General features: G+C 29.4%; 19 protein-coding genes and 1 pseudogene. 5 read left to right on the top strand and 15 right to left on the bottom strand.

Annotated features, from left to right (window positions below; translation table 11 throughout):
* A pseudogene (locus LQE93_RS14870) lies at positions 1-191 on the bottom strand (IS1595 family transposase); the annotation flags it as partial.
* Between the two features lie 162 nt (positions 192-353).
* Positions 354-2,366: an ABC transporter substrate-binding protein gene (locus LQE93_RS14865; RefSeq protein ID WP_231074222.1), complete on the bottom strand. Its 2,013-nt coding sequence runs from the start codon at positions 2,364-2,366 to the stop codon at positions 354-356.
* Positions 2,367-2,745: 379 nt separating this feature from the next.
* Between LQE93_RS14865 and LQE93_RS14860 the strand changes: the two genes are divergently transcribed.
* Positions 2,746-3,921: a class I SAM-dependent rRNA methyltransferase gene (locus tag LQE93_RS14860; RefSeq protein WP_186837733.1), complete on the top strand. Its 1,176-nt coding sequence runs from the start codon at positions 2,746-2,748 to the stop codon at positions 3,919-3,921.
* Positions 3,922-4,041: 120 nt separating this feature from the next.
* Here the strand turns inward: LQE93_RS14860 and LQE93_RS14855 are convergent, their stop codons facing one another.
* The 4 genes from LQE93_RS14855 to LQE93_RS14840 form a co-directional block, all read right to left on the bottom strand.
* Positions 4,042-4,710, bottom strand: coding sequence for a hypothetical protein (locus LQE93_RS14855; protein WP_186837732.1), 669 nt, complete (start codon positions 4,708-4,710; stop codon positions 4,042-4,044).
* Positions 4,703-5,248, bottom strand: a complete 546-nt coding sequence (locus LQE93_RS14850; protein WP_231074220.1) for an RNA polymerase sigma factor — start codon at positions 5,246-5,248, stop codon at positions 4,703-4,705. Before LQE93_RS14850 ends, LQE93_RS14855 begins: the two co-directional genes overlap by 8 nt.
* A 115-nt stretch (positions 5,249-5,363) precedes the next feature.
* The gene (locus LQE93_RS14845) at positions 5,364-6,296 is read right to left on the bottom strand and encodes a TIGR01212 family radical SAM protein (RefSeq protein ID WP_055265167.1); all 933 of its coding nucleotides are present in this window, start codon (positions 6,294-6,296) and stop codon (positions 5,364-5,366) included.
* 101 nt (positions 6,297-6,397) lie between these two features.
* Positions 6,398-7,486, bottom strand: a complete 1,089-nt coding sequence (locus tag LQE93_RS14840) for a hypothetical protein (RefSeq protein ID WP_231074219.1) — start codon at positions 7,484-7,486, stop codon at positions 6,398-6,400.
* 147 nt (positions 7,487-7,633) lie between these two features.
* Between LQE93_RS14840 and LQE93_RS14835 the strand changes: the two genes are divergently transcribed.
* Positions 7,634-8,695, top strand: coding sequence for a YkvI family membrane protein (locus tag LQE93_RS14835; RefSeq protein ID WP_231074217.1), 1,062 nt, complete (start codon positions 7,634-7,636; stop codon positions 8,693-8,695).
* A gap of 144 nt (positions 8,696-8,839) precedes the next feature.
* Here the strand turns inward: LQE93_RS14835 and LQE93_RS14830 are convergent, their stop codons facing one another.
* The 9 genes from LQE93_RS14830 to LQE93_RS14790 form a co-directional block, all read right to left on the bottom strand.
* Entirely contained in the window at positions 8,840-10,177 is a 1,338-nt protein-coding gene (locus tag LQE93_RS14830) for a peptidoglycan-binding protein (RefSeq protein WP_231074216.1), read from the bottom strand.
* A gap of 65 nt (positions 10,178-10,242) precedes the next feature.
* Positions 10,243-13,905 (bottom strand): S8 family serine peptidase, encoded by a 3,663-nt coding sequence (locus LQE93_RS14825; RefSeq protein WP_231074214.1) that lies wholly within the window; start codon positions 13,903-13,905, stop codon positions 10,243-10,245.
* 85 nt (positions 13,906-13,990) lie between these two features.
* The gene (locus LQE93_RS14820; RefSeq protein WP_055265176.1) at positions 13,991-14,662 is read right to left on the bottom strand and encodes a helix-turn-helix domain-containing protein; all 672 of its coding nucleotides are present in this window, start codon (positions 14,660-14,662) and stop codon (positions 13,991-13,993) included.
* A 6-nt stretch (positions 14,663-14,668) separates the two neighbouring features.
* Complete coding sequence (locus tag LQE93_RS14815) at positions 14,669-15,031, bottom strand: DUF3783 domain-containing protein (protein WP_055265178.1); 363 nt, start codon at positions 15,029-15,031, stop codon at positions 14,669-14,671.
* Between the two features lie 20 nt (positions 15,032-15,051).
* Positions 15,052-15,573 (bottom strand): peptidylprolyl isomerase, encoded by a 522-nt coding sequence (locus tag LQE93_RS14810; RefSeq protein WP_231074212.1) that lies wholly within the window; start codon positions 15,571-15,573, stop codon positions 15,052-15,054.
* Positions 15,574-15,726: 153 nt separating this feature from the next.
* Positions 15,727-15,999 carry an STAS-like domain-containing protein gene (locus LQE93_RS14805; RefSeq protein ID WP_055265182.1) on the bottom strand — a complete coding sequence of 91 codons (273 nt, stop codon included), beginning with the start codon at positions 15,997-15,999 and terminating at the stop codon, positions 15,727-15,729.
* 170 nt (positions 16,000-16,169) lie between these two features.
* The gene (murI, locus tag LQE93_RS14800; RefSeq protein ID WP_186837726.1) at positions 16,170-16,943 is read right to left on the bottom strand and encodes a glutamate racemase; all 774 of its coding nucleotides are present in this window, start codon (positions 16,941-16,943) and stop codon (positions 16,170-16,172) included.
* Positions 16,944-17,174: 231 nt separating this feature from the next.
* Positions 17,175-17,453 carry a hypothetical protein gene (locus LQE93_RS14795; protein WP_070205668.1) on the bottom strand — a complete coding sequence of 93 codons (279 nt, stop codon included), beginning with the start codon at positions 17,451-17,453 and terminating at the stop codon, positions 17,175-17,177.
* 105 nt (positions 17,454-17,558) lie between these two features.
* Complete coding sequence (locus LQE93_RS14790; RefSeq protein ID WP_231074210.1) at positions 17,559-18,332, bottom strand: SDR family NAD(P)-dependent oxidoreductase; 774 nt, start codon at positions 18,330-18,332, stop codon at positions 17,559-17,561.
* A 178-nt stretch (positions 18,333-18,510) separates the two neighbouring features.
* Between LQE93_RS14790 and LQE93_RS14785 the strand changes: the two genes are divergently transcribed.
* The 3 genes from LQE93_RS14785 (at position 18,511) to LQE93_RS14775 (ending at position 20,026) form a co-directional block, all read left to right on the top strand.
* Entirely contained in the window at positions 18,511-18,699 is a 189-nt protein-coding gene (locus LQE93_RS14785; RefSeq protein ID WP_186837724.1) for a type II toxin -antitoxin system TacA 1-like antitoxin, read from the top strand.
* A gap of 162 nt (positions 18,700-18,861) precedes the next feature.
* The gene (locus tag LQE93_RS14780) at positions 18,862-19,755 is read left to right on the top strand and encodes a ParM/StbA family protein (RefSeq protein WP_055265190.1); all 894 of its coding nucleotides are present in this window, start codon (positions 18,862-18,864) and stop codon (positions 19,753-19,755) included.
* A complete protein-coding gene (locus LQE93_RS14775; RefSeq protein ID WP_186837723.1) occupies positions 19,748-20,026 on the top strand; it encodes a hypothetical protein in 279 nt (92 codons plus the stop codon). The genes LQE93_RS14780 and LQE93_RS14775 overlap by 8 nt, the downstream gene beginning before the upstream one ends.
* Positions 20,027-20,079: the final 53 nt, after the last annotated feature.

Here is a 20,079-nt window from a genome sequence, read left to right as displayed (position 1 = left end):
TTAGATATTTTATCATGATTGCAAAAAGGACAGCACTTCCCCTTGTTAAATCTATTTTCAGCGATTTCTTCATCTATAGAGTTAGTTATTCCATTTGACATCAATACAGTCTTTAAAAACTCGAATACCTTCCCTTGCTCATATGTATTTAATTGTGAAACTTGTTGAATAACATTATTAACTCTCGGCATAAAAAAACCTCCTAAATAGTAGTTATATTATATATTATAACCATATTTATAGAGGTTAATCAAATTTCAACAGTTTATTAAAACAAAGCCTTTATTTATTGTAACTATATGTAAAATATGAGGATGCTAATTAAAACATCCTCATACATTAATACTATAGAACTAATTTAATTCTAATAAATGAATTTCATTTACATAATTGTAATAAGTTGAAGTATTTGAAGGAATTGTGTCAACGTTAATTGTATTAGGGTTATAAATTAATAAGTTTTTACGTTGGTAAACTGGCATATAAGTAGCCCAACTCATAATTTGGTCTAACTCTTCTGCAACTAATTCTTTTCTTTCCTCAATGTCAAGAGTTTGCATTACTTGTTTTAAATATTCATCAACTTTTGCATCTTGTACCCAAGTTCTATTAGATCCACCTGGTTTAGTAGATTCACTACCGAAGATTTGAGTTAAGTCACAGTTTGTAGAGTTACCCCAAGCCATAACCCACATATCAACGTCATCGTTGTTTACACGGTTAGTTAATATTGAGAAGTCAACGTCACTAACTATTAATTCAGCTCCTAACTCTTCCATATCAGATTTCATTTGAGTTAAGATTGGTGTAGATGGATGTGATGAAGCATCTCCTATAGCAACTTCTACTGAAAGTTGTTTTCCATCTTTCATTAACTTACCATTTTCTTGTACATATCCAGCTTCTAAGAAACAAGCTAAAGCTTTTTCTTTATCATATCCCCAATATTCTTCTGCATCTTGTGGATATTCTGCTAATGTTGGAGTCATTGGTCTTTCTATAACTTGAGCTAATTCACCATAGTAAGTATTTACTGCTTGTTCTCTAGTCATTAAGTGCATTAAACCTTCACGAACTTTTAACTCTGGAACTCTCTTAGCAGATATTGCTATATATCCATATCCAGGGTTACCAACTAAAGAATATTCAATTCCGTTAGCTTCTAATTCATCCATTAATTCTAAAGAAGCACTTGGATCTGTTATATCTATATCACCTGAAATAATTGCATTAACTTTTTGTTGTTCATCAATTACTTGGTATTTAATATTTTCTATCTTAGGAGTACCTAAGAAGTAATCATCAAATCTTTCAACGTGTACAACGTTGTTATTGTATCCAACCCATTTGAATGGTCCAGAACCCATTGGAGTATCACTCTTAGCTTTTACCATTGATAAGTCACCTTTAACAAATCCCTCACCATAGTAATGTTCTGGTGTTAAGTAAGTTTGTGCTAATTGACGGTCTCCGATTATATTGATTCCATTAACTAATACTGTACAAGTTAAATCATCAACTTTCTTAATACCTTCGATTTCTGGAACATCAATACCATCAGCTAAACCTTGGTTTATATAGTCTTCAGAATATACATTTGTCCAGTAAGTAACTGCATCATATCCATCAGCATACTTTTCATATTCACATTTAGCTAATAATTTTAAGAATTCATCACTGTTTGAAGCAACGCTATCAGCCTCATATCCTTCATCCTTTAAATATTGAACGAAAGTTCTTCCATCTCCAACATCTCCATTTGGATCCCCAGCATACCAACCTTCACAGTTAGTAGCAATTAAATATTCTATAAACCCTTCTTCAGTTGCAGCTTTTGCATTAGCTTCTTCAGAAATTTTAGCTACTTTTGATGTATAATCAGCATCATCATAGTAGTATTCCTTTAAACCAACTATATCTAAAGAAGTAACGAATGTAGACATACCATCATATGTTGGGTCTGCCATTACATAATAACTAAATATTAAGTCATCAATAGTAACATCTTCACCATCATGGAACTTCATTCCTTCTTTTAATTTAATTGTATAAAGTGTTTGTACAGTTCCATCTTCAGCTTTAACTTCTTCTGAACTTATGTGACCAGCCTTGTCCACTAATTCATTATTTTCATTTAATTCTGATACTACGCTGAATACTGTTTCAAATGCTTGTGCATCATATGCTGTAGTATAGAAAAATGGATTAAATACTCCATTAAATGATTGAGTACCAATAACTAATGTATTATTGCTACTACCACCAGAATTGCTACTGTCCCCACCGTCGCTAGTTGATTTATTACCACAGCCAACAGTTAGTAACATAGTACTGGCTAATAGTAATGCAAGTATCTTCCTTTTCATGTTATTTCCCCCTTTTTATCTTTGTCATTTTTATAAATTTATATAAAGTGCTAAATTTTATAGCAATTATACTCTTTTATTCTAATTTATATTGTGTTTACTACTATTTTTACTTATTTTACATTTTATTACATATATATGTGTTGGTAAAATTTTACCATAATCATTTTATTAAGTCAATCATGTTTTTTATATTTTTTTAATATTTATTTTTATCATTTATTTTTAATTTGTCACAAAATGTGCTTTTTTAGTTTCATTTTGTTATATTAATATAATTTTAATAGACTTGTTTTAATAAATTGATTTTTAATTATTGATTTATTAATAGTTATGTTATAATCTTATAAGACTTATTTCATAAAGGAGATGTTTACAAATGAATTGTAAATTTTATTTACATAAAGGTAAAAATAAGAGAGCAGAACAAGGTCGTCCTTGGATATATATAGATGAAATAAATGAATATGATGGCGATTATGAAAATGGCGATATAGTTGAGGTATATAATCATAAGAATTATTTTATTGGAAAAGGTTATATAAATGACCAAAGTAAAATCACTATCAGAATAATGACTAGAGATATAAATGAGGAAATCAATGAAGATTTTTTCAAAAAGAGATTTGCTGCTGCATGGGATTACAGAAAAACTGTAATAGATACATCTTCTTGTAGATTTATATTTGGTGAAGCTGATTTCTTACCTGGATTAACAGTTGATAAATTTGGTGATTATTACGTAATTCAAATTTCTACTTTAGGCATGGACAAATATAGAGATATAATCGTTAAAATATTAGTTGAAGAATATGGTGCTAAAGGTGTTTATGAAAGAAGTGACATAAAGACTAGAGAAATTGAAGGTTTAGAACAAACTAAAGGATTCTTAACAGAACCTTTCGATACTAATATTGAAATAGTTGAAAATGGAGTTAAATATATAGTTGATTTAGAGAATGGTCAAAAGACTGGATTCTTCCTAGATCAAAAGGAAAATAGAGCTGCAATGCATAGAATATGCAAAGGTAGAGATGTTTTAGACTGCTTTACTCATACTGGTTCATTTGCTTTAAACGCTGGAATAGCTGGGGCAAAATCTGTATTAGGTATAGATGTTTCTCAACATGCTATAGACTGTGCAACAAGAAACGCAGAGCTTAATAATCTTCAAGATACTGTTAAATTTGAATGTCATAATGCTTTTGATGTTCTTGGTGATTGGTCAAGAGAAGGAAGACAATTTGATGTTGTTATCTTAGATCCCCCAGCCTTCACTAAATCTAGAAATACAGTTAATGCTGCAATAAGAGGTTATAAGGAGATTAACCTTAGAGGACTAAAAATGGTTAAACCAGGTGGATACTTCGCTACATGCTCTTGCTCTCACTATATGAGTGAAGAACAACTTAAAAAGACAGTTCTAGAAGCTGCTCACGATGCTAGAAGAACTTTAAGACAAATAGAGGTAAGAACTCAAAGTTCAGATCATCCAATCCTTTGGAATTCAGATGAATCATACTACTTAAAATTCTTCATCTTCCAAGTAGTTTAATCAATTAAGCATAAATAATTAAAAAATAAAGCCAGCAAAGCTGGCTTCATTTTTTTATAAACTAATTTCATCATTAATCATTAATTTTTAATTCTTACTTATTAATTAAAGTTATCTATGTTAATAAGTAACATTACAATATTTTATATTTTTTTCTTCGTAATTTAAATTATCATAAATATTTCTTATAATTTCTGAAATATCTTCATTTGACTCGTAACATCTATTATCTATATTTATTAAATTTCCTTTAACTTCTATAGTATGATTAACCTCTCCAGTTGTTTGTATTAAAAAATCCCACTCTGATATTCCTTGGTCAATTACTTCAAATTTATATAATTTATTAATTGACTCTATAATATTATTAATATCTTCTTCTTTATTAACAAATTTAAATTTTGCCTCCCCAGATAGTGACTTAATAGTTAATTCTTTTACCTCATTTTGATTAATAATAAAATCTTCACTATTTTCTAAACTATAATTTGATATTTCTGGTTCAGGTATACTACTCCTTTGAACACTATCTGATTGCATATCCATAGTAGTACTCTCATTTATTGTTAAACTACCATTAAATACTGTATATCTTAATCCAACAAAAAATACTAACGCAAAACAAGCTACCATAGATATTATTTTTCTATTCTTATACCACTTTTCTTTTTTATTATCTTCTAAACACTTTAAAGTTTCTTCTATTTTGAGATTAAAAGATTCTGGTAAAGTGAATTCATTATTTTCATCTTCAGTTTTTTTCTTTAAAAACTCATCAAACTTATCCATGAAGATCCTCCCTTAAAATATTATATAACTTCTCTTTCGCTCTCGATAATCTCGACTTTACTGTACCTTCTTTTATCCCTAAAGCATTTGCTATATCTTTATATTTCATATCTTCAAAATAAAATAATATAGTTGTAGTTCTCAAGTCCTCATCCAATGAATTTATAGCATTATACAATGTTAAATCCTTATATTTATCATTAACTTGTACATTAATAAAATGTTCATTTTCAACACTTATCTCTTTACTTCTATTTTTATAAATAGTATTGCTTTCATTTATTACTATTCTTATAAGCCAAGTCTTAAATAAACTCTCATCTTTTAAGGATTTTATATTTTTATATGCTTTTAGTATTGCTTCAGAAACAGCATCTTCCACATCTTCTTCTTTACTTAATATAGATTTTGCTACTCTATACATTGACATTTTATTTATTCTGATTAGATTACAAAAAGCATCTTTATCACCATTTTTTGCTCTTCTTACTTCTATGCTCACAACTTTATTATTCTGAGTCTCCATTGAAGCTTCCACATAATCCGCTCCCTTCAAAAATTAGACTTTTAACATCTTTAATTTGTTCCCTTAAATGTTATTTTAAATTAAAAAAGAGTGCTATGCACTCTTTATTTGTAAAAATAAAACATTCTTACTTTTCTATATAATTTTTCCCTTGATAAATATCATTATCTTCTAATGCTTTATCTATAGAATTTAAAACTTCCCACTTCTTTAAACTCCACATTGGTCCAATTAAACTTTCTCTTGGAGCATCTCCTGTTAGTCTATGTACGACCATTTCTTGTGGTAACATAGCTATTCCTTTACATATTAAATCAATATAGTCTTCTTGACTTAATAATTGTAATTCTCCACTCTCATATTGTTTAACCATTTGTGTTCCTTTCATTAAATGAAGTAAATGGAACTTTATTCCTTGAGCTCCTGAATGAGCTACATAATCAACAGTCTTTAGCATGTCTTCTTTAGTCTCACCTGGTAATCCAAAGATAGTATGTACTACAACTTCGATATTTCTATCCTGAAGTTTCTTTATTCCTTCTTTAAAAACTTCAAAATCATATCCTCTATTAAAGTTTCTTGCACTTTCATCATTAACAGTTTGAAGCCCAAGCTCTACCCAAAGATATGTTTTCTTACTTATCTCTTCAAGTAAATCTACTACATCATCATCTAAACAGTCAGGTCTTGTTGCTATAGATAATGCTACTACATTTTCTTGGCTTATTGCTTCTTCATACTTTTGACGTAACTCTTCTACTGGAGCATAAGTATTAGTATAAGCTTGAAAGTAAGCAATATACTTTCCATCTTTCCACTTTTTCTCCATCATCTTTTTTCTATCAGCAAACTGTTCATTAATAGATAATATTCTACTACCAGCATAGTCACCTGAACCTCTAGCACTACAGAATGTACATCCTCCCTTAGCTACTTTCCCATCTCTATTAGGACAAGTAAATCCACCGTCTAATGATATTTTATATATTTTCTCATTAAATTTATTTCTTAGGAAATAATTTAAGCTATGATATCTCTTACCATTCCATTCTTTTCTCATATATAACTCCTATTTTAATGATATTAAAAGGAAATCAGCTAAATACTGATTCCCTTTTAATTAATTTTATTATTAACTATTTTAAAACACTCATCTATTAATTACAACTTATTAATTTCCAAGTTTTCTAAATCTAAAATATATTCCCCACTTAGAGCTTCTTGTTGTCCTTCAGAAGTCGTTACTTTAAATTTAAAAACATCTTCTTCAAACTTTCCATTAGAAATATTATATTTTTCTTCTGGGAACATAGTATCTAACTCAGTTTGAATTAATTCTCCATTATCACTTTTATATAGTCTAACTCTTTCTTTATTATACTTATTGTTATAGTTTACTTGTAAGATATCCTCTTCTTCTGAAAAAACAAATTTTGTTACTTCGCTATCCTTCAATAAATCTATAGTAACTAACTTTTGTGCAATAGGTTTTTCTAAAGCGTCCTCTAATACATCAATATTTTCAGTACCTAAACTTGCTCCTGAATTACCACCTTCATTTCCTGGTTGAGCACTAGTCATTAATGCTTCATCTATGTACGCTATACATATATATGAATCTTTATTATCGGTTGTTGTTATTGCAATTCTTTTTCCTGTAAAACTTAAACAAACCTTTCCAAATGACTGCTTAGGAACTATATCTTTGTAAAGCATTATCTTATTATCTTTTAAGTATGTATCTTTAGGTAAATTGCTTAAACTAATAATTAAACTACTCTTGCCGCCCTCTTCTCCTATTACACGTAAGCCATTACCCTTTGTATAAATTTCTTTTTCTGATTTAGATTTTATTTCATCAATCTTATATTCGTTATGTTGTTTTTTTATTTTAAAAGTAATATTCTCTAAATCACTTTTAGGTTCAACATCTGAACTTCTTACTATATTATAAATAAAATATGCATAATTACTACCTTCTATAGATTCATCAGATTTAAAAGAAATAATTTTTGAAACACCTTCTCCTGTGTTTTTATTAGAACTTACTAACTCTTCTGAAAGCAAATTATTTGCAGCATCAAGATTTCCTGAAATAACATTATTCAAATAATCTTTTACTATATTATTTGCTTTTTGCATATCAAATAAGTTAATAGCTACATCATCTTTATCTTCTACTTTAGAACATCCAGTTAAAATTGATATTGTTAGCATTATAATTACAATTAGTGATTTATTTATTTTCAATTTGATAACCACCTTTAATATTATTCTTTCTAAAACTAGTTATATAATTTTATTTTTTCTATAAAACTCTCTCTTATTCATAAATAAAGAATAAAACTAATGTAAAACTTATATATTTTATATTAGGAATATATTGGAGGGATGTAATTGAAAAAAGATTTAACTAAAATTTTTCAGATAGCTGTAGTATTTATAGGGACTATTGTTGGAGCTGGGCTTGCTTCTGGTAAAGAAATAACTCAGTTCTTTACATCATATGGATTAAGTAGCTTTATTGGCATAATATGTTGTGGTATTTTTTATATCATAATGGGCTCTATTATTTGTAAAATAGGAATAGCTTATAAACTTAATTCTTATACTGACGTATTAAAAGTAATTAGTCCAAATTTATTAGGAAAGATAACTGGAATAATAACTACTGTTTACTTGCTTTCTAGCGCATCTATAATTTTAGCTGGAAGTGGTGCTTTAATTAATCAATTTTTTGGTATACCTAAAATTGTCGGAACTTTAATTATGCTTGGAGTAGCATCTATATTTTTGTTAAGAGATACAAACGGTTTAATTGAAGTAAATTCTTTTATTGTTCCATCACTTATAACAACTATTTCTGTAATCTTCATACTTTATTGCCTATTCTCTAATGATACACTTAGTTTTGAATTTATTAATAGTTTTGAACCTCAAAAAAGCGGAATTGTTTTATCTACTATCCTTTATGCTGGATACAATGTTCTATGTTGCTCTGGAGTTCTAGTTCCTTTAAGTAATGAAGTAAAAAAACCTAAGATTATGACTTATGGAGTTATTTTCGGTGCATTAGGTTTAACAGTTCTTTCTTGTATAATTAACTTATTATTATTTATAAATCAACCATATATATATCAATACGAAATACCTCTATTATTAGTAGCTCAAAGATTTGGTAATATAATTCAAGCTATATTGCTAATAATAATCTGGTTAGAAATGTTCTCTACAGAAGTTTCTGATGTTTACTCTATAAGTAAAAGTTTAGAACAAACTTTTAATATAAAATTTAAACATGGTATTTTCTTAGTACTTGCAGTAGCACTACCTATATCACAAATAGGATTTAGTAATTTAATATCTACACTTTACCCTCTATTTGGGATATTAAGCTTAATATTTATCTCTCAATGCATTTACTTTTACATTAAACATAAAAAAGAACTTAACTGTTAATCATGTTAACAGTTAAATATTTATTTGAATACACTTATAAAAAATATGCCTACGGCACAATTTCTCTGCCGTGGGCATATTTCTTTTCATATAAGATAAACACTTCTCTGTACAAGCCACTCTTATCTTCACTTAGTAACTAAATTAGTCTTCAAAATAAGTTAAGCTAGGTACATTTTTGTTATTCATTATATCAAATGATACTGGTGGTATAAATGTTCTCTTAACTGATCCTCTTAATTCTGCTATTCTTGTTACTCCAACATATACGTCTGATATCTTATACCATGTTGCATAATCAACTATCCCAGTCTGTGGTAGATTAAATACGCTTTGAAATACCTTTACTGATTCTTTGGTTGAATCTCCATAGACTCCATCAACAGCGACCTTAGGTATAAGCGGATAATTCTGTGCTATTCTATTTAGTTGCTCTTGTATAGTTTGAACCTCTGGTCCACTTGATCCTACAGTTAAATCATAACCAGGATAAGATTTAGGTGAACCTTCAACAACTTCAGCTGTTACAAGTTCTATATCATCTCCATAAAAATGAGTTAGTATATCATATGGTGTCTTTCCTTGATCACCAAGATATTTACTTCCCCATTGAGTCATCCATCCAGGACATTGAACGTTTTTACCATCACAATATTGAGTTAATAAAGGTTGCTTTCTTCCATATCTCCTAATATAACTTGAAAATATATCATCGACTATAACACTTATGCTGTCATATAAATTTCTACCATAATTAAATGCATGGTCATATGCAGTAGAGTTAGTTATGTCGTAATTTTTTCCTTTTCCCCTATACCATTCTGTATATATTCTATTAAGAGTAAAAGATATTATTGCATATACATTAGCTCTTATTGTACTTTCAGGCCAAGTAGAATAAATTTCACAAGAAGCTACATTTTTAATGTAATCTTTATAAGGAACTTTGTAATTAGGTGCAGAATCATTATTTGGGCTTCCATCATGAACTGTTATATATTCAGGTACTACTGGTTTTGGAAGTACAACCCCACTTGTTGGTGGTGGTAATGGTTTATCTACTTCTTCTGGTATCTTTGATGGATAATTACCGTTTAAGGTATTTGGGGCTATATTTATAATATCAGCTCTTGTCTTTCTACTGATAATATCGCTAGCCGAAATTAAATAACAAGGTTGAATTGCAAGAGATTGAGAAAAGATTTGAATTCCATTTACTGTTAAATCTTGAAATCCAGCTCTCTCAATTCTTAAATCATATAAACTGTATGGTGTTGGTCTTGATGGCTCCTGAGAATATGCAAATGGAGGAGCATCTAATTCTATTATTTCAGTTTCTCCTGATGAATTTGTGACAAGATTTACTTCTTTACTTTCCCCTTCTTGACCTGCTGATGGCTTCAATATAGCTTTAGTCCCATCTACTGGGATATAGGTATCATTTACGTAACATTGTATCTTTAATCTTCCCTTTTCAGCCATAATTTCTCCTTAATATATTTCTCCACTAATATAAATATGATTTCTAATCTTAATTAGTTACTACATTAATCTTCTTTAGGCTTTCGTACAAATAAACTTCCAACGTTATATTCATCATACCTACTCTGATTATCAAATTTCGGTGAATATACATCCCTTATTACATCAAAAACTTTTTCTAAATCAAACATTCCATAACCCCAATCTCTATTAGGATATATATCTCCCTGCCTTCCATTTGCTCCACTTATAATGTATGATTTTATCTGATTAGAATATAAAGTTGGGTCATTACCATCTACTATTGCCCACTGTAATATTAATGCACATCCTCCCGCAACAACAGCTCCTCCCACAGATGCTCCTGTAATTGTAGTAGTTCCTCCACCTGGTCTCGCAACTAAAGCATTTACTCCTCCTGCTGCAATCTCTGGTTTTATTCTTCCATCTCTTGTATATCCTCTTCCTGACTCTCCAACTACTGAGTTATTATTTTGATTATAATATGCTACTGATATAGCTCCAGATGCTGTGCTCGGAAGTGTTAATGTAGTATCCTCAACCGGACTTAAAAACTTTGTATCTGCATCTATTAATTCTCTTTGAGGTATCCATGCATAGTAATTTCCATTTACTATATATTCACCTGTCAATCTAAACTTCCAAATACCTTCTCTTATGTTTGATGCTTGTATATATATCAATCCATCTCCTGTAGTTTGCTCTGGACTTGTAAAATTAACAATCATTTCAGTTCCTTCATAAGTAAACTTTATTCTTTCCTTATTGGTGTTTTTCGATGTTAGATTAGGAATAATTTCACCTGAAGGAGATATGATTGAAAGAACTACTCTATTAGGTTTGTTCATCCATATTTCAATAGGCAACACTTTTTGTTTAGAGCCCATTCTTATTTGTATATCCTTATAATCACCAGTTTTTTCGATTACACCTTGTGTATGCGTCTCAGTATTACCTTGATTTCCAGTAGGAGTTACTAAAACTGTACCAATTCTTCCACTATTATTATTAATACTCCCTTCTACAATACCGTTTCCTGTATGTGAGCCCATATTGCTACCAAGAGGAATATATACAACTACTGGTCTATTGACTTCCTTCGCAACAGCTGTTATATATCTAATACCTAGTAATACACTCCATGGAGTATAGCTTGGAACATTTGAATCTATGAATGCTCTCTCTAATTCAGTTTTACTAGCTTGAGTTAGCTTAACTATTACAAACTCACAATCTGGTGCTGCTCCTTTTAAATCTGGATTTATTCCCCGACCTCCAATAATACTAGCCATAGCCGTTCCATGGCCTATAGTATCTTTAGTTGCTACTAATGTATAAGGATCTCCTCCACTTTTTTGTAACTTTATAGCTTCTGTTATTTGTTCCTCAGTATATTCTATTCCATAATTTAAATTATAAATTTCTTTATTTCCTTGTATAGTTTGGTCCCATATTCTGAATATCCTTGATGTATCATCTTCCCTCATAAATTCTTGGTTTAGGTAGTCAATTCCAGTATCTACTATTCCTACAAGTACTCCTCTTCCATTTAATCTTAAATAAGGATTCTGCCTTATACTCTCTATCCCACTAGCTTCTAATGGTGTAATTTGATTTAAAGTTAATATTGTAGATATTTCTATATCAATTATTTTTATACCTAATTTTTCTATATCAGGAATGTTATTTTCAGGAGTAATTAATATAGCAAATGTCTCAGATATAATAACACCTTTAGTATCTGGCAATTTTAAAGCTTGTAAAAAAGCTTCTCTCGTCGGAATCTCAACTAATAAAAATACATCATTCTTATCGGTATTACTTGAAGTAGTAGGTGTTACAGTATTTGTAGCATTATTACCTGTATTTATGTTTGTATTGCTACTTGGCTGATTATTATTTGTTACTGTATTTGTACCATTTGTGCTTGGTACAATATTTTCTTGTCTATTACCTTTTTCTTTTTCATTTTTGTCTCTAAGTAAACTATTAATAACCTCAGTTATTAAACTTAAACTATCATAAGCACAAACTTCTCCATATCCCCAAGATGGATCTGGGTAAATAACATCTCTTCTATCCCTCTTAGCTCCTAATAATATATAATATCTTAATCTCTCTCCATATAAATATGGATCATTAAACTTTACAGTCCCCCATTCCATCATTAATGCACATATTCCTGTTACACTAGGAGTTGCCATTGATGTTCCTGATTTAGCTGCAAAGCTTCTATTAGGTATAGCTGATTCTATGTTTTCACCTGGTGCAACAACATCTGGCTTTATTTCTCCTCCGTTATATAATCTTCCTCTTCCGCTAAAAGGCGAAATAGTATTTGTTAAAAAGTTATAGCTTCCAACAGATATTACATTTCTAACAGTTGCAGGAATACCTAATGTATTATATACAGTAGGATTTAAGAATTTTGTACTTACATTTAGCCCCTCAGATATAGGGAGCCACATATCAAAATTTCCCTCATAATCATTTATTCTTCTTAGAACTATTGTCCATTGTCCACTAGAAATAAAAGTATTTACTCCAAATAATACAATTCCTATTTCACCGCTAATATCAAATGGCTTAGGTCCTGTATCATATATATCATACCTACTTGAACCAACAACTCCACTATTAAAGCCTTCAATTAAATTTATTATGCCACTACTTTTCCCTTCGGGAGATATAAGCTCTAGGCTCAATTGTGGTAAAACTGATTTATATAAATTTATAGAAACCATAGTTTCATCGCTAGCAACGTTAAAATTTATTCTATTTTCATTATTTATGTCTCCACCTATATGGTGAGCTGCTTCCCCCTCATTTCCTGCAGCAATTACTATAGTTATTTTCTCTAAAGAGGATACAGTTTGAATATATTGTTCTAAAAGACTACTTCCATTATGAGCTCCATCATTAGTGCTTAAGCTAATATTAACTACCAGTGGCATTTGTAATTCTTTTGATCTATCAACAAGAAATTTCAAACCTCTCATTATTAATGTACTTAATGAAAACCTAGTCCTTGTTACCTTTACCATTGCAATAGAACTTTTTGGTGCAACACCATAATAGTTTTTATCTATTTTACCTCCAGCACAAGCTATTCCAGCTACATGAGTTCCATGTCCTACTACATCTGTTAAGTTAACTACTGATAATGGATCGTTAGAATTTAATGCTTGATTTATCATTTCTTTATCATATACTTTACCGTCACCATCCAGGTCATATATATATTCAATTCTAGTTGTTCCATCATAATTTCTAAATGCTGGATGAGTATAATCTATTCCAGTATCTATGAATCCAACTAATGTGCCTTCTCCTAACAAACCATAAGCTCCTTGAGCTGTTTGAACACATGAAGCCCTATTTGCTTGTGCATCTGTTAAATATAAACTCTTTGGTAGCTCTATATATTGAATTACAGGACTAAGAGTTAAATCCACAATCTTATCCACATGTATTTTTACTAAACCGAAGTTATAGCCTAAATCTTCATAAGTTCCACCTAAGTTATCCACAGTTTGTCTAACTTTATCCACAGCTTCGCCAGAAATAATAACAACCTCTATTAAATCATCTGCCGATTTATTTAAATAAGTGCTTGATATATTCAATTTATTTAGAATTTCTGCCGGTAATTTTTTCAGTGTACCTAATAGATCTTGCCTTAATTTATTATTTTCTATAATTTTCACCCCAAAAAAATTATTTAATCTAATATATGCTTATTACTTAAACTTTGTATTTATTGCAATAAAAAAAGATGCCTTTTGGCATCTTTTATAAAGTAATTTCTATTCTTTCTAATTTTGCTACAACTTCGAATTCCTTAACTGTAACAGTTTCAGTCATTAGGGCTCCCCCGTTGCTAACTAATAGATATTTAGAATTACCTAAACTTTTTAATTGTCTTATAATTCTTTCCCCTTTATAATCAACAAGGAAAATTCCATTATTGCTAGGTTCTTTTACTAAATGAGCAAAAGCTAAATCACCTTTAATCATTCTAAATCCAGACATTTCATTATCTTGAATTTCTATGTATAGAACCTTATCCTGCGGAAAACCTTCAACCTTATTCGAGCGAACAGGCAATTCTTTTTTTCCTTTTATATTGTTTAAACTATAATCAAAAATAGGTACACTTTTTAATACTGAAGCGAAGGCATCATTCCAAACTTCAGTTGTTTCAACCTTTTTAGGCTTCTTATTAACTTCTAAAGTCTTTCTTTCTTCCATAAGAGCTTCATCAGTAACTACCATATTTATATCATTTAAATCTGTATTTAATATTTTAGCTGCTTTATCTATAAAAGATTCTTGAACTACTTTTCTACCAAGTTCAACATCATTTATATATTTTTCTGCAACACCTAATTTTTTAGCAAGTACCTTTTGAGACATCCCAGACTTTAATCTTGCTTCTTTAATTCTTTGCCCAACTCTACTCATTTGATTTTATTCCTTTCTATTTCTTAAATGCCATTCTCGCTCTTCTATTAAATGGTTTATTAAATAATTAAAAGTCCAATTAATAGAGTTTGGCGTTACCATAGCTAAAACTCCACCTTTTATTTTAGTTCTAGTTAAAGCTATAGCTTCTCTCAATTCACTCTCTGGAAAGTTATTATATATTATTGCTTTCTCTTTTATAGGATTATTATTAATAATTTCAAATCTTAATCCATCGAGTACCTCTTTTAAAGTCATTTCACACATATCAGGTAATACATTAATAACTTTATAATTAAATTCATTTAACCATTCTAATTCATCATTAGTTAGACCATAAGCTAAAATACACTTATTATTATCCAACATCTCAATCCCCCATAATTATACTATTCTATTATTGCTGGCTCATCAAACTTTTCACCAAATGTATCAACAGTTACTTTCTTCATAACTTGATCTTCGTATGGTTTATCATTGTAATCTGTTTTAGTTGCAACTATCTTATCAGCTACATCCATACCTTCTATAACTTTACCAAATGAAGCGTATTGTCCATCAAGATGTGGAGCATCTGCAACCATAATGAAGAATTGGCTTCCTGCTGAGTCTGGGCTCATAGCTCTTGCCATTGAAAGAACTCCTCTTGTATGTTTTAAATCATTTTTAAATCCATTTCTAGAGAACTCACCCTTTATTGAATATCCAGGTCCTCCAATTCCCATACCTTCTGGGCATCCACCTTGAATCATAAATCCTGGTATTACTCTATGGAATATTAATCCATCATAAAATCCTCTATTTATTAAATCAACAAAGTTCTTTACTGTATTTGGAGCTACTTCTGGATATAATTCAGCTTTTATAACTCCTCCGTTTTCCATTTCGAATGTTACTATTGGGTTTTTCATAAAAAATACCTCTCTTTCATTTTGCTATAACTTATTATTATCATATTTATCTACAGCAATTCAATAATTTAGCATTAAATTGTTGAATTATTTTCAAAAAAATAAGCTTCGATAGTAACGAAGCTTAAAAAAACTGTATTATTAATTGTTATATTAAAATGTTGTTCCTAAAACAACCCTAGAATAATCTGAATAATTCGTCAAATTTTTAACAGAAATATGTTTAAAAACATACTCTCTTCCTAACTTTTCTATTAACTCTGAGAAAAGGCAAGTCAAAAATGATGTTGAAATTCTATCGTATCCTTCAAAATCTAATACTACGCCTGATTCTATATTTTTTCTTATGCTATCCTTTAAAACTATAGCATCTTCGCATGAATAGCTATTTCCTAATAAATTTTTTACCTTAATATCCTTTCTCATGATTAATCCCCCTCTATATTTTAAAATTTTCTGAAAATTCCTTCTTATGTTATTATAATACACCACACTTAATTGATTGTCAATATTTTAACGATATTTTTTTGTGATTTTATATACATCTGCTTTTAGTAATAATATTTAAAGTAAAAAAGAAGCCTTTCGGCCTCTTGCTATAAATTTATTAATTTCCAACTTAAATCTATGAATCTCTCTTCATCTGATGAATTATATACTTCTATCTTTCCTTTTTGATGAGAATCATTTAAGAGATCTTTTTCTGCTAATCTCCTTTTTATTTCTCTTGCAGTACCTAGTCCACCATCAATAATTTCTATATCATTTCCTATTACATTCTTGATTGCCTCGCTAACAAATGGATAATGAGTACATCCTAAAACTATAGAAGAAGTATTACTACTATCATATCCATGAAGTTTTTCTTTTAAATACTCTTCTAATTCTTCTCCCGTAAAATTGCCATTTTCAACGAATTCCATTAATCCCTCACATGGTATTGGAATTATATCAGCTTTATCTTTGTATCTATTTAATAAATATTTAAACTTATCTTGTTTTACTGTCATAGGCGTAGCCATCATTAATATCTTGCCTTTTTTACCCAGTTCTACTGCTGGCTTTATTGCTGGCTCTATACCTACTAATGGTATATCAGGATATACTAATCTTAATTCTGCTACAGCTGCACTAGTTGCAGTATTGCATGCTACAACTATGCCCTTTGCTCCTTTTTCTAATAAAAACTCAACAGTATTAAATGTTAAATCTCTTATTTCCTTTTTTGTCTTTGTCCCATATGGTGCATTTTTTGAGTCTCCGAAATATATATAATTCTCATTAGGCATTATCTTAAGTGCTTCTCTTAATACACTTATTCCTCCTAATCCAGAATCTAAAAAACCTATTGGCATCTCTTTCTTATTCAAGGTATTCTCACTCCAATTTATATAGTCCAAATTTATAATAAAACTTACTACTAAATTATTCAAGCAAATACACTGTATATAACTACAAAATAAAAAATCTAATTCTTTTATTATTTGTTAATATCTATGTGTAATTTTAAATTTGGAATATCACTTATATTACTTATAAATATTCTATACCTTTATAGAAAGTAAATCTACTTACTTTTTTATTATCTATTTAATATTCCATTACATCCATGATGGAATGCTAACTTTTTCTTTTTCAATAATGCTTGAGTTTATCTTTCTACTTCTCTTTTGAGAATTTCTAGTTACTAATTCTTGTGCTTCATTTATACTCTTTGCCTTAAATACTATTGTCCATCCATTTTTATCATATTTCCCAGCACACATAACATATTTATCATCATCTTTATTTACCCCGTTTGTCATGTCATACACAAAGCTATTTAACTCTCCAATATTTTTATAATTAAGTTTAACAAAAATCCCTCTATTACCTTTCATATCGCACCTCCGAACTGTTGTTCTGATGTTATTTTATCAGAACATTCGTTCTTGGTCAATATATATTTCAACATTTTTTTACAAATTTATTACCTTAAATTAACTTTACTTCTTATTTGTTTTTAAAATAATTTTTCTAGAGATAGCTCTAGGTAATAATTTATTTGCATTTACTAATACTTTATTTTTAAATCCAGGAATTATAATAACTTCTCCTTTTTTAAACTTATCATATCCTACTTTAGCTACTATATCTGCATTCATAAGATACTTCTTAGCCTTTTCTGATTTCTTTATACCTGCTTTGCTTTGAAAACTAGTTCTAACAGGCCCTGGGCAAAGACACGATATATTTATTCCATATTCTTTTACCTCTTCATGAATTGCTTCGGTAAGATTTAACACATATGCTTTAGATGCATAATATGTAGCCATTCTTGGTCCTGATGCAAAAGCTGCTGTAGAAGCAACATTTAATATTCCTCCCGATTTCTTTTCAATCATCTTTGGTAAAAAATATTTAGTTAATTTAGTTAACGCTTTTATATTTATATCTATTAACTTCTCTTCCGTTTTCCAATCTATCTCTGCAAATTCTCCAAATGAACCAATCCCTGCATTGTTAACTAAAATATTTATATCTATTTCATTCTTATTAATATATTTTATAAGCTTATCAACTTCATCTTCTCTTGATAAATCTACATCTAACATGATAATTTTATTTTTTTCATTATTTAACTTATCTACTGCCATTTGTAATTTTTCTTTATCTCTAGCTACTAATATCAAATTATAGCCATCTCTTTTAAAAAGCTTTGCTAATTCATACCCTATTCCACTTGATGCTCCTGTAATTAAAACATAATTATTATCCATACTTTTCCTCCAATTCTTATAAAACCATTATATCATCTTATATTAGCAGTAGTATCTACGAAATTAGTCGATATTTTCCCTTATTTTACTCCCATATTATTACATTTTTCTCAATATAAGTTATGTTACTGTATATATTGTAAAGACAATCTATACAATATATACAAAGGGGGATTTTATGAAAGATGCAACAATAATGCTTCGTGTTACAGCCGAGCAGAAATTAGCAATAAAACGTACAGCTAGAAAACTTGGGCTCACTATAACAGAATTTACGCTTCTAAGTCTTATGAAAGCAATTAGTGATACTGAAACTAGCCAAAATTCCGAAGTTACATTAGATTTGCTTAGCTCTAAAGATGATTAAACATATAAATACCATATAATCGCCATATAATAACCATACAAAATTTCAATTAATTATTTTTGAACATAACTTTTTTTATGCAAAAAAGCATACTGGTGTATAACCAACATATAATCACCATACAATTACAATAAAAAAAATTTATAAAAGGATGTGATAGAAATGAGAATAAGTGCTGATATTGGATATAATACTACTAATTTTATAGGCGAAAATATGGAAGGTTCCTTCCTTTCAACAATAAAAGAACAAACTCATGAATTAGAAACTGCTAAATATGTTGTAGAATATAATAATAAAACTTATTTAATAGGAAATACTGATGGTTTTACTAGTACTGAGCAGAGCAGAGAGAAAGATGCTATATTCCACCTTTGCTTATATACTGCTATTGCTGCTTCTATGACTAATACTATAGATAATAATGTTAGATTAATCACTGGTTTACCAGCTCAATTTTTTGCTGAGCAAAAGTTACCTCTAATAAGAGCTCTAAAAGATAGACAAGTTGCTCTTAAAATTAATGGTAAATTTAAAAGTTTTACTATAACTAGTGTTATAGTCTTCCCTCAGTCTGCCGGTTTATTTTTATATGATAAGTCATTAGTAGAAAAGGATACCTTAGTTGTTGATATTGGCGGTGGTACAGTTGATATAACTTATATGAGTCAAGGACAATTTAAAGAAGCTAAAACCTACCCTCTTGGAGTTAACAGTATGTATGATACGTTACTTCAAACACTATCTAAATATGGAATTAACTATTCTAATCGCATGAAAGCGCAAGAACTAATTGATGATCGTTGCATTTATGTAGAAGGGAAAGAAATAGACATATCTAAAGATATAGATAGTATATTAAGCTTTAAAGCTAAAGAAATTATTAACTCTATAAAGCAGTCTTTTCCTGAACAATCCAAATACTCTAGATGGCTTTTTATTGGTGGTGGGTCACTCTTACTTAAAAAATATTTATCTGAATACAAAGTTCTTGATGATGCTCAAATGATAAATGTAAAAACTTATGATATTATAGGACGAACTAAGAATGCATAAGAAAATAAAAACAACTATCACCCTATCTAGCCATATTAAAGAATTTGCCACAGAAGAAGCTAAAAGCTTAGGTTTAGATTTTTCTGCTTATATAACCGTTCTTATTGCAGAAAAGCTCCGTGGTTACAATGTTATAAATACTATGCCTGCTCCTATTTCAACTAACTTAGATACATCTATTAAGGATATACCTGTTGAACCTAAAGAAGAAATTGATGAATTCCAAATCGACGAATTGGACAGGCTGTTATCATTAACAGCAGATGAGTAAAACTCATCTGCTGTTGTGTTTTTTGTATTACTTGTTATTACAATCTATACAAT

The sequence above is a fragment of the Clostridium sp. NSJ-145 genome (genome assembly GCF_021044725.1).
Taxonomy (GTDB): domain Bacteria; phylum Bacillota; class Clostridia; order Clostridiales; family Clostridiaceae; genus Clostridium; species Clostridium disporicum_B.
This window is presented reverse-complemented; position numbering and strand designations above follow the sequence as displayed.

What these genes read in the sequence shown, in the direction of transcription:
- LQE93_RS14830 (WP_231074216.1), bottom strand. Translation starts at nt 10,177, where the DNA reads ATGGCTGAAAAGGGAAGATTAAAGATACAATGTTACGTAAATGATACC.
- LQE93_RS14805 (WP_055265182.1), bottom strand. Translation starts at nt 15,999, where the DNA reads ATGAGAAAGGATATTAAGGTAAAAAATTTATTAGGAAATAGCTATTCA.
- LQE93_RS14855 (WP_186837732.1), bottom strand. Translation starts at nt 4,710, where the DNA reads ATGGATAAGTTTGATGAGTTTTTAAAGAAAAAAACTGAAGATGAAAAT.
- LQE93_RS14775 (WP_186837723.1), top strand. Translation starts at nt 19,748, where the DNA reads ATGCATAAGAAAATAAAAACAACTATCACCCTATCTAGCCATATTAAA.
- LQE93_RS14795 (WP_070205668.1), bottom strand. Translation starts at nt 17,453, where the DNA reads ATGAAAGGTAATAGAGGGATTTTTGTTAAACTTAATTATAAAAATATT.
- LQE93_RS14845 (WP_055265167.1), bottom strand. Translation starts at nt 6,296, where the DNA reads ATGAGAAAAGAATGGAATGGTAAGAGATATCATAGCTTAAATTATTTC.
- LQE93_RS14865 (WP_231074222.1), bottom strand. Translation starts at nt 2,366, where the DNA reads ATGAAAAGGAAGATACTTGCATTACTATTAGCCAGTACTATGTTACTA.
- LQE93_RS14815 (WP_055265178.1), bottom strand. Translation starts at nt 15,031, where the DNA reads ATGTTGGATAATAATAAGTGTATTTTAGCTTATGGTCTAACTAATGAT.
- LQE93_RS14785 (WP_186837724.1), top strand. Translation starts at nt 18,511, where the DNA reads ATGAAAGATGCAACAATAATGCTTCGTGTTACAGCCGAGCAGAAATTA.
- LQE93_RS14820 (WP_055265176.1), bottom strand. Translation starts at nt 14,662, where the DNA reads ATGAGTAGAGTTGGGCAAAGAATTAAAGAAGCAAGATTAAAGTCTGGG.
- LQE93_RS14860 (WP_186837733.1), top strand. Translation starts at nt 2,746, where the DNA reads ATGAATTGTAAATTTTATTTACATAAAGGTAAAAATAAGAGAGCAGAA.
- LQE93_RS14810 (WP_231074212.1), bottom strand. Translation starts at nt 15,573, where the DNA reads ATGAAAAACCCAATAGTAACATTCGAAATGGAAAACGGAGGAGTTATA.
- LQE93_RS14790 (WP_231074210.1), bottom strand. Translation starts at nt 18,332, where the DNA reads ATGGATAATAATTATGTTTTAATTACAGGAGCATCAAGTGGAATAGGG.
- LQE93_RS14780 (WP_055265190.1), top strand. Translation starts at nt 18,862, where the DNA reads ATGAGAATAAGTGCTGATATTGGATATAATACTACTAATTTTATAGGC.